Here is a 12,650-nt window from a genome sequence, read left to right as displayed (position 1 = left end):
CGCTCTTCATCGATGGCGAATGGCGTCTTTAACCAACCGGACGGCAGTGGCAAAATCGACGTTGCCATTCAATTCCCAACAGGGCAAATCGCCTAACATGGTCAGATAAGGTGCGGTGTCCGGCTCGATTTGATTCGGTAGAAACACATTCTGGCGGTCGGCATAGAAAGGGCCGGGGCTTTTGATGATGGCGGGCAGCAGATGCGGACTGTCGTTCAGCGTGGTTTCGGTCAGGCGCGTGGTTTCGGCGGAGCCGGATTGCCAGTTGAGAATGATCAATGCATTTAACGGGCTTTCGGCTTTGAAACAGTCCGGGTGGTACAGCCGGTTGACGTCGGCATCGTATTTTTCTTCCAGTTGGCGCAGTTCTTCGCGGGGCAATCGTAACAATTCGGCGCGCCGTTCGGCGGGAATCAAAGCGTGCAACCGCGGATTGTGAACGATGGTGCCGGGGTTGATGCGCGGTTGCTTTGGAATGCCGCGCATCCATAATTCACCAGGCCTGGCCGATTCGGTGATTGTCTGGTCGGCGAACAACAAACGGTCGTTGCTGATAAAGTGCTCGCCGTTTTCCAATAAATGCAACATCAAGGTCGATTTTCCGCCGCCGGACAGGCCGGCAATCGCGAGGCCGTGGCAGTTCAGTTGCAAGCCAGCGGCGTGGCCCAACAACCAACCGCGGCGCAGGTGTTCGTTCAAATATTGGGTGAGAATGAAGTTGATGATTTGGTTCGGATGGCTTTCGGTGGGGCCGAATGCCATCGGTTGGTCATGGCGTTGCCAGAACAGCATCCCGGTTTTGACTTTATAGATGAAACGTTGCGCTTCCAGGCCGTTGTCGAAATCCAAAAACGCATCTTTACGCCCGCTTTTGCCGGCTTCCCGCTTCCAGTCTTCCCAGTGTAATCCTTGATTCAAAAAGTGATCGGTTTCGTAAGCGGTCACGGTTTGGTCCGCTTGTGGGAAACCGTCGTTCAAATCGCTCAAATTGCTTAAAAGGTCGCCGAAATAGTGCTGCAGGGTGCTTAGAAGAGTTTTGGAATTGGATTCGATGGCCAGCGTCCAGCCGGGCAAACTTAGGGTGAGCCGTTGCGGTTGCAGCGGCGTGTTTTCTTGAAATTGGCGAATCTGTTGAACGAGATTGAGGGGCAAAACAGTTTCCTTGTTTGGTTTTCGTGCAGGGTTAAGAGGCGGTACTCAGTGTTTGAATCACATAATCGGCGTATTCCTTGGCCATATTCAAGCCCAACCCTTCGTGCGCGCCCTTGAAGCCACCAAAAGCGGAGACTTCGAAGCAGACCGGTCCGTCTTCGGTTTCAGCGATGTCGACGGTGGTGTAGCTCAAATCGAATTGCGATTGAGCACGATACGCCATCTCGATGATGTCATCCGACGGTTGCGCTTCGGCATATTTGCCGCCGGAATGGATGGTGGTGTTCCAACTGTCGCTACCGGACACACGGGCATAAGCACCGCGGTATTCACCGCCCAGAAACACCAGCCCCATATCCTTGCCGGGCAAGGCGAGTTTTTTTTGTAAGTAAAAGAAGCCCTGTTTGTCGTAATAGTCTTTCAGGCGTTGTTTGACGGCTTTTTTGCCGTCGTCGCAGCACAGGACTTCCATACCGCGAGCCTTGGTGGAAAACAGCGGTTTGAGAATGGCTTCGCCGAATTTTTCCACATACTCGAAAGCGGCGTCCAAATCTTCGGTAATGATGGTCGGCGGCATCGGAATATCGGCTTTGGCCAGTGATACGGTGCAACTCATGCGATCCACCAAACGGATGATTTCCTGAGGTTTGGAGAAAATCCGCACGCCGCATTTTTCCACGAACCGTAGAATTTCCAAACGATCGATGACTGTCGGGCTGTAGGTCTGGGAAATCTTTTTGATAATGATGCCGTCCAACTGACACAGGCAGCGGCCTTCATAGCGCACCGACGGTTCGCTGAGGTCGGCCACGACTTTTTCGATGTCGATGACCCATCGAAAGCCGGTTTGGGCTTCGATTTCGTCGGCCAATACTTCGGTGGACCATTTGCCGGGAATGCCTACCACGGCGATTTTTAGATCGTCTTTAATCATGGAAAATCTCTTTCGGTATCCGGTAAGTCGTTCGTTCTGCTTCCGTCAGGCGAATGACTTGTTCAATCAGGTAACGACCTCGAAAATGCATGGCTTTGGCGTGCTGTTTATCCAGCACGAAGCGCGTTGAGGTCAAAAAAGAACGGCTTAATCCTAAAGCCATCCGTAGGTGGTAACTGGTATCGTCAATGCTTTCGGCATAATCTTGGCCGAATTCGTAAATCGCCTGCATGGTTTGAGCAATCAGTTTGCGGACCTGAGGATCAAAATTCGACAGACGATAGGCCGATACCATCAGGACTGACAAGTCCTGTACGAAGTCGAGGTACTCGGAACGGTGCAGGTCGATGAAATTGATGTCGTTATCGACCGGGTCGTAAATGATGTTGTCGAGATTGAAATCGCCGTGGATGTAAACGCCCAGCGGACAAGGCAATTCGGCTTCCAGCGCTTCGGCGTCATCGACCAGGACTTCAAGTGTCGGACTTTTTACGCCGTTGATGCTGACCGATGGTGCTTGGAACTCGGGGTGAACTTCGTAAACGTCTTTCAAACGCTTGCGCAATTGCGCCATGAAGTTAGCCGGATAGGGTTGGTCGGCGCGGGTTTCTTCCCAGATTTGGGTCAGGGTTTCAAACAGTCGGTTCAGCGCCGCTTTCAGGGTTTTACGGTTTTTCTGCAACAGAAGTTTATCAAACGTTTCGCCGGTCAGATACTCGAACAGCAGGGCCGCTTTGTTGCCGCTTTTATGGTAGGAATAGACTTGCGGGGCGATGCCGGGAAACTTTTCGTGCCAGTTTTCGATGCCGGTTTTTTCTTCCTTGAGTTTGGCTTTGTCACCTTCCTTGAAAACGGCGAGCATTTGGCCTTCCGACTCTTCGGCCGTCATGACGCCGGAAATGGTGCATCCGGATTTGGTTTCGCCCATGGCGCGAATGGTGAGGTCGTCTTGCTGTGGGTTGAGTTGCAGGGCAGTCAAGGTCGCTTCCAGTGAATGGTAACGGTCGATTTGAATCATCTGGCCCATATTGGCGGAGATGATGCCTTCACCGATGCGCAGCAGCGCTTCGCCCATGTCGCTGATGTCGCGAATGATGAAACTGGCGTGCAAGAGCGCTTCGGTCTGTTGGCCTTTTTTGAGCCGGATTTTGTATTTTTCGAGTTGCTGGTCGCAGCGTTTGTCGATGTGGACTTTCAAGCGGCAAATGTCGATGGCGAGCATGGAGGCGTCGGATTCGATGGCCGGTTCAATCAATTCCAGCCCGACTTGCAAATCGTTGAGGGCGCGGAAAACATTTTTTTTGCGCAGCAGCTTCAACGCGGTGCTGGATTGTTTGGCCTGGAAAATAATCGCCTGCAACTGACGGGAAAGCGATTTCAAACCGTGGTTGATGTGTTCGTAGCTTTGAACGGTGATGCGGATGTCTTTGTCGGTTTGCTCGCTCAGATAGGCCGCGGCACGGTTGAGCAGGTTGACGTGGTAGTTGTCGATGTAATCCACGCGTTTTTGACCGTTTTCTGCTTGGCGCAGGTCGCCTGTTTCCAAAAACAGGGTGACGGAATCGAGTTGTTTTTGCACTTCGATAATCAAAAAGCGCAAAGGGTCGTAAAGTTCCGTAAGTGGTTGCATCTGGCTGTTCGGCTACTGAGTTCGGGTTATTTTTTGGGTTTTTTCGGGTCGATAAACAACGGCAAGTCTTCGAAGTCGTCGCTTTGATCGGAGGACCAGCTGATTTTGATATTCAGGGTCTGGCCTTTTTTCGATTTATCGGCTTTGATTTTGAGGTTCGCCAATTTTTGCGGGGTCAGCATGAACTCTTCCTCTTCATCGCTGAACTCGATGGCGCCTTTTTTAAACCCCTGCGTGATCGCTTTTAAATAGCTGATGATGGCTTCTTTATCTTGCAGAGATTCGTGTTCGAAGTATTTACTTTTCTTAGCCATACCCTACCTTCTATTGCTACCTATTGCTGTTTCAGCTGTTTGGGGTGGAATTGTTTGGTCATGGGAAAATCGCTGCTGAGCGCAGAGACCATGCCGTCGGCATAGAAAATTGTAACAGCTTCGCCGGGGGTTTGTAGGTTAGATTTACGGCGGCAATTGGCATTGAGTTGGGTGTCGCACTCAAAATTCAATAGACCTTGGCGAAGAAATAACTGTTGGCCTTCGCGGTGACTACGGTGGCCGTTGACGATGGCGAAGATGTGGTTGCGGCGTAAAATGTCGCTGCCGCGTTCGGTTAAAGGCCAGTCGTTGGCGCGGTATTTGGTGCGGAACACATTACCGAATTCGCTGTAGTACATTTCGAAAATTCGACCCTGATTCATTTGTTCGCGAAAGGTCTGGTTGAGTTCGTCGGCACTGTGCGCTACCAGTTTTTCGGCGAACTGATCGTCCAGACCGGCGTGGCTGAAACAATAGCTGCCCGCGAGGTGAATCAAGTCCAGCGATTGGAAAAACCACGCGAACTCGCCGTCCGGCTCTAGGAACAGTTCCTTCGCTTTGGTCACCGCCTGGTAAATCTCCGGCAGGCTTAAACCCTGTTCGCCGCAGGCGAGGATGAAATCATCCTGTTTTTTACGAATCTGTTTCAGTTCTTTATCGATTTTGCTTTTCGGCATGGTGTGTTGCGCGTAGGCCGGAAAGAAATCGAACCAGTCCTCGGATGGAAACAAACGCTGGCGAATCACCGAATCGGCCAGGCCTGGTAGTTTTTCTCCCTGACAATAATGACGGTGGATTTCGGCAAACAAGCTGGCGGTTTTGCGCCCCATGCGGACGAAAAAGTGGGCTTGACGCAGGTCGTCCATAAAGTCGGTCGCCAGCAGCCCGGCGTAAATACGGATGTCGTGGTTACCGGCCAGCAACACCAGGTCGCATTCGGCGTGTTTGAGCTGGGCAATCAGGCGGAACAAGGCCAAGTTGCTCGGCCCTTTGTCGAAGCAGTCGCCGCCGATGATGATTTGTCCGCTGCGCCCCTTCGTGGTGAGGGTAATCTGTTCGACGGTGCTGTCGAGCGTGACCAGATAACTCAGTTTCAGCGAACGTAAAAAAGCGTCGGCATCGGCGTGCAGATCACAGAAAAAATAGGTATCTTTTTTCGGCGCCAGCCAGTTGTCGGTCGGGAATGGCACTTGTGGGTGTGGCTGAGGTTGCCAGGCGGTTGCGGTCGCAGCGTACATAATGAATTCTCCTTAATCAATCATCGACGGATTGGCGCGGGCGCGTTGTTTCCATTCGCCGTGGCAATGCTGCCAATTTTGCGAAGGGGTTCGGTATTCAAAATACAGTGGGCGGGCGTGGTACATGGACTTTTGGGCGATGTCTTCAAACGACAGCAGGCCGAGCAAAAACGCGGCGTGTCGAAAGGAAGCCCCGTGCCCCACGACGATTTTTAAGGTCGGCGATGTTTCCGTTTGTGCCAGTGAGGCGAAGGTTCGGTTGATATGCCCCGCGACACGTTCGCCGGCCGACAGTAAGGATTCCGCGCCGTGTACCGGCAAACGGTAATGGCTGTCGGATTTCCAGTTCAATGGTGGCGCTTCTGTTCTCGGGTCCTGTTCCAGCAGGTACTCGATTTCGGTGACACTCAGGTTTGCCAAAGCGCCGACAGAGCGTTCGTGCAATGTTTCATGTTCAACGACATGACCCTGGAAGCCGGTTTGGCTTTTGAGCTCGCGCTGTAAAATGTCAGCGGTTTGCCAGGCGCGTAAAGAATGCGATGAATCGATTGCCGGATGAATGTTGAGGTTGTGGTCCTGGGCGTAACGATGTACGTCTTCGGCGGCGCGAGCGGCCTGTTGTTGGCCTAAAGTCGTCAGGGCACCGTGTTGTAACGCGCTGGGCGTATTGGGTTTTTGATGGTATTCCCCGTGTCTGAGGAACGCCAAAATGTGCGTCGATTGGTTCATTCCGGCCAGTTTAGAGCCGTTATTTGAAAACCAGGTGATAAGCGGATGACAGTTTTATAACAATTGAGGCAAGGTCGCTTAAAGAGAGGAAATAATAAAGCCCGCTTAGGCGGGCTTTATAGGTGGCGTTGAACGGCTTGGATTACAAGGAGAAGTCGTTGAAATCGTCTTTGCCGACGGTGGAGTCCACCTGGCCGACCAGGTAGGAGCTGATTTCCGACTCCTGCGGGGCGACCTGAACGTTGTCGGACACCAGCCAGTTGTTCATCCACGGTAAAGGGTTGCTCTTCTGTTCGAAAATCGGATCCAATTTCACGGCGCGGATACGGGTATTGGTGATGTACTCGACGTAGTCTTTCAAAATGCCGGCATTCAAACCGATCATGGAGCCGTCTTTGAACAGATACTCGGCCCATTCTTTTTCCTGTTCAGCGGCTTCGCGGAAAATTTGATACACCTTGTCTTCATTTTCCTTGGCGATTTGCATCATTTCCGGGTCGTCTTTACCTTCGCGCATCAAATTAATGATGTGTTGGGTGCCAGACAAATGCAGGGCTTCGTCACGGGCAATCAGCTTAATGACCTTGGCGTTGCCTTCCATCAAGGAGCGCTCGGCGAAGGAGAAGCTGCAGGCGAAGGAAACATAGAAGCGAATGGCTTCCAGTACGTTGACCGATACGATGGTCAGGAATAAGGCGGTTTTCACTTCTTTACGGAAGGCGTCGTCTTTCTCCAAATCGATTTCTTCGGCATACATGCGGTTGGTCAGATAAATCAGGTGGTCGTAATGTTCGGTGACGCTGATAGCACGCTTGACGATTTCGTCATTGGTCACAATGTCGTCGAACACCAAAGCCGGGTCGGATACGATGTTACGGATAATGTGTGTGTAAGAGCGGCTGTGAATGGTTTCCGAGAAAGACCAGGTTTCAATCCAGGTTTCCAGTTCCGGAATGGAGACCAATGGCAGCAGTGCGACGTTCGGCGAACGACCTTGTACCGAATCCAGCAGGGTTTGGTATTTCAGGTTGCTGATGAAAACATGTTTTTCGTGTTCTGGCAGGTCAGCGTATTCTCCTCGATCACTCGATAGGTCGATTTCTTCCGGTCGCCAGAAAAAGCTCAATTGTTTTTCGATCAGTTTTTCAAAAATCGGGTGCTTTTGCTGGTCGTAACGCGCCACATTGACGTTTTGGCCAAAGAACATCGGTTCTTTCAACGCATTGTTGGAAGAACGGCAAAAGGTAGAATAAGTATGTTTATCGTTACAGCTCATAAAGAAGTTTTCCTGCCAAAAATAAGCAAAAATAAAAGGGTTTTCCAGCGTGGAATTTTGATTACGCAATAGAATGAAATTGTAGCGTATTTTTTGCGATGGTGACATCAAGTTTTTGCAACATCGAGTGTGAGCATTGTACGCGAAAAAATTATTATTGCAATTAAGAATTATTATTATTTAATCAGTCTTAAAGGGCCCAAGCCATTCCAATAAAATGATCGTTAAAGCGGGTAAGAAAGAATTGAGCGGTCATTTATTTGTCATTTGAAAGCCGCACCGGTTGGCCGTTTTTTTTGGTAATATAAAAAATAAAACAAAATTTTAACGGACTCTTTTGAGTTGGATTGGGGTCTGTTTTGACTGTGTGGACTGAGATAAATGGGATTTAAAAAAGAATTGAAGTGGTTGAGGGGGCGACGCATTGCTGTGTGCGAACCGGATGCGCAGCGCTTTGCCGATATTGAAAATTTTTTGAAGCGCTATGGCATCAGTGTCGCGGCCTTCAATGACGTGGATGCCGTGGTCGCGGAAATTGAAAAGCGTCGCTATTCCACTCATCGTGTGTACTTGGCGATACTGATTGATTTTCAGTTGGCCGCTCAGGTGGAGGCAGCCTGGCAGGAAACAACGCACGATAATCCCACGATTCTGAAAACCCCGGTGGTATTGATGCGGCGCGATGATGAACTTTCTCAAGCGCTGCCGCTCATTGGCAAAGGTTATTTCCGTTTTCAATTGGCACAACCGGTGCAGCCAAAAGCCATGCTGCGATTGTTGAATCGCTTGAATCGTTGGAAAAAGTGGCGGGAAGAGTTAGCCGTGCCGCCACGCCCCAGTGCGGTGTTGAGCCACTGACTGACTTTTTAATCGGCCGAGTTTAACTTTCCAGCTGGGCTTCCAGTCTTTCCCAGCGTTCAAACGCGCTTTCCAACTCCGCTTCGCAGGCATTCAAACGTTCCAATACCGCCTCATGCCCGGCTTCTTGATAAAACTCGGGTTCGCTGATTTGCATTTGTAATGCTTCTAATTCTCTTTCCAGCGTTTCGATGGTTTCCGGCAAGGCATCGTATTCCCGTTGATCTTTATAACTCAACTTTTTCGGTTTCTTGGTGGGGGTATTGGTGCTGTTTTCACCAGGCCTGGTGGATTCTTTGGTTTTTGTTTGAGTGTCCGTTTTTTGAGCGGGGACGTCGTAGTGCGCCGGTCGCTGGCGCAACCAGTCGTCGTAACCGCCAACGTATTCATTCACCTCGCCCGGTGCGTCGAACACGATGGAACTGGTGACCACGCTGTTTAAAAACGCCCGGTCGTGGCTGACAATGAGCACGGTGCCGGGGTAGTCCAGCAGCAATTCTTCCAGGAGTTCCAGGGTTTCAATGTCCAGGTCGTTGGTGGGTTCGTCCAATACCAGCAGGTTGGACGGTTTGGCGAATACGCGTGCTAAAAGCAGGCGGTTGCGTTCCCCGCCGGATAAGGCCTTGACCGGTTGACGGGCGCGTTCCGGGCTGAACAGGAAGTCGCCTAGGTAGCCCATGATGTGTTTACGCTGACCGTTGATTTCAATGTAATCCGATTCCTCTAATACACTGTCCACAACGGCTTTATTTTCATCGAGCTGGTCGCGGTGCTGGTCAAAGTAAGCAATCTTGAGATTGGTGCCGAGTTTGATGTGGCCGGATTGCGGTGTCAATTGGCCGAGCAGAAGTTTCAGCAAGGTGGATTTTCCGCAACCGTTGGCACCGATAAAACCGATTTTGTCGCCGCGTAAAATCATGGTGGAGAAATGGTCGATGACGGCTTGGTCGGGCCAGGCAAAGGAAATATCGTCCACTTCGATGACTTGTTTACCGGAGTGATTGGCTTGGTTGTATTGCAGGTTGGCTTTGCCTTGTTGCTGGCGGCGCGTCTTGTGGGCTTCGCGCAGTTTTTCCAGTGCTCGAACCCGGCCTTCATTGCGGGTACGGCGCGCTTTGATGCCTTGGCGAATCCAGGCTTCTTCCTGTGCCAGTTTTTTATCGAATTCAGCGTTGGATTTGGCTTCGGATTCCAGTTGAGCGGCTTTGCGCTGCAAGTAGGTGGCGTAGTCGCATTCCCAGTTGTGCAGGTGGCCGCGATCCAGCTCCACAATGCGCGTCGCTAAGGCTTGCAGGAAGGAGCGGTCGTGGGTGATGAATACCAGACTGCAGGATAGGTTTTTCAAAAAGTCTTCCAACCACTGAATGGACGGGATGTCCAAGTGGTTGGTCGGTTCGTCCAGCAAGAGAATGTCCGGGTCCTGAATCAGGGCTTGCGCCAGCAGGACTCGGCGCTTCATCCCGCCGGACAGTTCGGAAAACTCGGCCTCGGCGGGTAGGGATAATTTTGAGATCAGGGTTTCCACTTTTTGATTCAAATCCCAACCATCCTGGTCGTCAATGGCTTGCTGGGTGCGGGTCAATTCGTCTAAGGTTTTTTCGGAGCCTTCTTCGCCCAGTGATGTGGTTAATTGATGAAACCGTTCGATTAATTGACCGATATTGCCCAGGCCTTGTGCGATGATGTGGAAAACACTGCCTTGAGTATCGTTGGGGACTTCTTGTTGCAGTTTGGCGATTTTGACGCCGTCTTGCAAAATCCGGCTGCCATCGTCGGCTTGAAGACTACCTTCAATGACTTTCAGCAAGGTGGATTTGCCTTCGCCATTGCGCCCGACGATACAGACTCGTTCATTGGGTTCGATTTTGAAATCGATGCCGTCCAATAGTGTTTGGGTACCGAAACTGAGTTGCGTGTCGCGTAGGAAAAGCAGTGCCATAAATGTATTAACGCCTTCAAATTTGCCGAGTTGAGTGTCACTAGGGGAGCATTTTAATCCAGTGGCGGGGATTTCGCACCCATGTTGCCGTCTTTTTATGCCGGGCTGGTGATGTCTTCGATGTAAGAGCACAGCACCCGATCATCGTTTTCGAGCGTGGTGACGAAACTGGTGATGCGCAAGGTTAATTGTCGGCCGTCTTTATGGAAGGCGCGGCGCACAACGGCTTCCAGGTTCGGGGTGGCGTTGCGAATATGGCGCTCAATGGCTTCAATGCTGGCTTGGCGGTCGTCTGGATGGAAAAACCGGGTATAGATCTGTCCGGAGAGTTCCTGGCTTTGGTAGCCGCAGAGTTCGATCATTTTAGCGTTGATTTCGACGTTGTTTGAGTTGAGATTGAACAGGGACAGCGGTACCGGTGCGTTGGCAAAGGCTCGCTGGTAAAGGGTTTCCGGGTGAAACTCGATGTCCGCCAGTGCCTGAAGCTGTTTCGGTAGTTTCTGTACCGCGGAGAGGTCGGTATGCGTGCCGATGATCTTATAAGGGTGGCCGTTGGCATCGCGTTCGGCTTGGCCCCTGGCGAGAATCCACACTTGGTGGCCGTGTTTGTGGCGCATGGGGAAGACGGCTTCGTACCATTCAGTCTCGCCGGAAAGGTGTTTTTCCAGGTTTTTATGCACCGCTGTGACGTATTTTGGGGGCACGCGTTTTTCCCATTCCATCATTTTATCTTCGAGTTCGTAAGGCTCGTAGCCGAGTTGTTTTTTCCAGGTCGGGGAGTAGAAAACCGTGTTGGTACCGAGCAGGAATTCGAAAAAACCGACGTTTAACGAATCCAGTACCAAATTGAATTGGTGTTTGTTTTCACGGCTTTGGGCTTCTTCCAGGTGGCGTCGCGTGATGTCTTCCCAGCTTAATACCAGCTGTCTAGGCTCGTGAGTCTCGTCAATCAGGACCAGTTCTCGAATCCATTTAATTTCACCGTTTTGATTGAGAATACGAAATGGCAGGCGTTCGAAGCTTTGGGTTTCCTGGTGCGCGGCATAGGCATTCAGTTCACGTTGGTAACGTTTACGGTCGTCGGGGTGCACCCAGTCGAGCAATTGCATGGGGCGGTTGTCTGAGAGGTCAATCAGTGCGTGTAGGCCTTCTGAGTGATGCACCACTTCATAAGGGGGATCCGGTTGGCAAACCAAGCAGGCAATTCGATGGCGGTTGAACAGGGTCTCGAATTGTTTCGAATAGACGCTGAGGTTTGAGTCGGTCATGAGGTCTCCTCGGGTTAGCGTGGTTTTACCGATAGAATGAGATTATTGCTGGAGTGAATTTCACGCATGGTGATCTCGCAATCGCTCATGTCTTCCCAATAGCGGATGACTCGGAGGGTTTTTTCGGGGGTGCCTTTCCATAGGTTGAACAGTAATAATCCACCAGGCCTAGCGAGTTTTTCCAGAGCGAGTAAAAAGATGTCGTCGGTGAACTCCGCCGGCATGCTGTCGCCATCATAGAGATCAATGACAATGACATCGTAGGCTTCGGTTTCCTGTAAAACATACATATAGGCGTCCGCTTCTTGTGTCTTAATGAGCGGCGTGTCCGGCAGGTGAAAATACCGGTAGGCGATATCGATGACCGCCGGGCGCAGTTCGACCACGGTTTGCTGGCATTTCGGAAAAATGTGATGCATTTGCGCGGGTAGGCTGCCGCCGCCCAGTCCCAGTGTCAGCATTCGGTGAATGGGCGCAGAATGTTCCAAAATGGTTTCCATCAAGGCTTCTTGATATTCAAATGCGAGTGTCATGGGGGCGTTGAAATAGAGACGGCTTTGTTCGACACGCGTGCCAAAATACAGGCTGCGCGCCACTTGGGTGTCGACGACTTCAATCAAGCCGAAGCCGTCTCGGACACAGTGGATGATTTGCCCTTTGGGGGTGTTTTTGCGACGGCGTTTGGACGCTATTGAAGCCACCATAAGCGTGCTCTCAGTCCATAAGGCGTGGTGTAGCCGACTTCGACAAAAGAAACGTCGCCGTTCGGGCCGATAATAAATGAGGCCGGTACGGCACGTGCGCCGAAGGCTTTCATCAGGCGGCCGTCAAAGTCGTTGACGATTTGATCGGGGTTCATATTGTGTTCTTTTGCAAAGGCCAGGAGTCCGTCATCATCCATGGATTGGGTGGCAATATTGATGACCGGGTAATCTTTGGAGAGCCGTTCAATGCTGTCGCGTTCCAATTGGCAAATCGGGCACCAGGTGGCCCAAAAATGCACCATGACGGGCTGGCCGCGGTAGTCCGCTAATCGAATGGGTTGCCCGGTAATGGATTCGGTGTCGAAGGCCGGCGCCGGGCCTTGGACGACGTCGCCTTGCATGTAGGGTCGAAGAGTGAAGTAAACGATGACGAGGAACAACGCAAACAGTAAGTTTTTGACCCATTTTCGCTGCCAAAAGGCAAGTTGCACTGAGTTCTCGGAATCGATGTTGGGCGGTTTGGACATTTTCATGGTTCTTGCAAGTTTTGGGTGGCGGATTTGGGTAAAATTATCGCCGTTCATATTAGCCTAATTCAGGGACAAAAC

Annotated in this window: 12 protein-coding genes; 1 reads left to right on the top strand and 11 read right to left on the bottom strand. The window is 51.3% G+C overall.

The genetic code is table 11. The features are described from left to right. Nucleotides 1–6: 6 nt before the first annotated feature. From AC0KH7_RS09280 to nrdB, 7 genes are all read right to left on the bottom strand, one after another. Nucleotides 7–1,152: an HprK-related kinase B gene (locus tag AC0KH7_RS09280; RefSeq protein WP_472372792.1), complete on the bottom strand. Its 1,146-nt coding sequence runs from the start codon at nt 1,150–1,152 to the stop codon at nt 7–9. Nucleotides 1,153–1,183: 31 nt separating this feature from the next. Then, a complete protein-coding gene (locus AC0KH7_RS09275; RefSeq protein WP_472372790.1) occupies nt 1,184–2,086 on the bottom strand; it encodes a GAK system ATP-grasp enzyme in 903 nt (300 codons plus the stop codon). Next, a complete protein-coding gene (locus AC0KH7_RS09270; RefSeq protein ID WP_472372788.1) occupies nt 2,079–3,716 on the bottom strand; it encodes a phosphotransferase family protein in 1,638 nt (545 codons plus the stop codon). The genes AC0KH7_RS09275 and AC0KH7_RS09270 overlap by 8 nt, the downstream gene beginning before the upstream one ends. Before the next feature lie 26 nt (nt 3,717–3,742). Further along, a complete protein-coding gene (locus AC0KH7_RS09265) occupies nt 3,743–4,030 on the bottom strand; it encodes an amphi-Trp domain-containing protein (RefSeq protein WP_472372786.1) in 288 nt (95 codons plus the stop codon). Nucleotides 4,031–4,050: 20 nt separating this feature from the next. Beyond that, nucleotides 4,051–5,268, bottom strand: a complete 1,218-nt coding sequence (locus AC0KH7_RS09260; protein ID WP_472372784.1) for a metallophosphoesterase — start codon at nt 5,266–5,268, stop codon at nt 4,051–4,053. A gap of 12 nt (nt 5,269–5,280) precedes the next feature. Further along, entirely contained in the window at nt 5,281–5,997 is a 717-nt protein-coding gene (locus AC0KH7_RS09255; protein WP_472372782.1) for a histidine phosphatase family protein, read from the bottom strand. Between the two features lie 142 nt (nt 5,998–6,139). Further along, on the bottom strand, nt 6,140–7,273 hold the full coding sequence (nrdB, locus tag AC0KH7_RS09250) for a class Ia ribonucleoside-diphosphate reductase subunit beta (protein ID WP_472372781.1): 1,134 nt from the start codon (nt 7,271–7,273) through the stop codon (nt 6,140–6,142). Between the two features lie 381 nt (nt 7,274–7,654). Here nrdB and AC0KH7_RS09245 point away from each other — a divergent pair, with 381 nt between their 5' ends. Continuing rightward, complete coding sequence (locus AC0KH7_RS09245; RefSeq protein ID WP_472372779.1) at nt 7,655–8,131, top strand: hypothetical protein; 477 nt, start codon at nt 7,655–7,657, stop codon at nt 8,129–8,131. Nucleotides 8,132–8,153: 22 nt separating this feature from the next. On the opposite strand, the gene AC0KH7_RS09240 is transcribed toward AC0KH7_RS09245, so the two are convergent. The 4 genes from AC0KH7_RS09240 to AC0KH7_RS09225 form a co-directional block, all read right to left on the bottom strand. Further along, nucleotides 8,154–10,070: an ATP-binding cassette domain-containing protein gene (locus AC0KH7_RS09240; protein WP_472372777.1), complete on the bottom strand. Its 1,917-nt coding sequence runs from the start codon at nt 10,068–10,070 to the stop codon at nt 8,154–8,156. Nucleotides 10,071–10,165: 95 nt separating this feature from the next. Further along, nucleotides 10,166–11,338, bottom strand: coding sequence for a PAS domain-containing protein (locus tag AC0KH7_RS09235; RefSeq protein ID WP_472372775.1), 1,173 nt, complete (start codon nt 11,336–11,338; stop codon nt 10,166–10,168). Between the two features lie 14 nt (nt 11,339–11,352). Then, nucleotides 11,353–12,042, bottom strand: coding sequence for a spermidine synthase (locus AC0KH7_RS09230; protein WP_472372773.1), 690 nt, complete (start codon nt 12,040–12,042; stop codon nt 11,353–11,355). Continuing rightward, the gene (locus AC0KH7_RS09225) at nt 12,027–12,575 is read right to left on the bottom strand and encodes a redoxin domain-containing protein (RefSeq protein ID WP_472372771.1); all 549 of its coding nucleotides are present in this window, start codon (nt 12,573–12,575) and stop codon (nt 12,027–12,029) included. The genes AC0KH7_RS09230 and AC0KH7_RS09225 overlap by 16 nt, the downstream gene beginning before the upstream one ends. Between the last annotated feature and the right edge of the window lie 75 nt (nt 12,576–12,650).

The sequence above is a fragment of the Hydrogenovibrio sp. genome (assembly GCF_965140365.1).
In the GTDB taxonomy this organism is placed as follows: domain Bacteria; phylum Pseudomonadota; class Gammaproteobacteria; order Thiomicrospirales; family Thiomicrospiraceae; genus Hydrogenovibrio.
The sequence above is the reverse complement of the archived record's forward strand: the minus strand, read 5'-3'. Positions and strand labels throughout refer to the sequence as shown.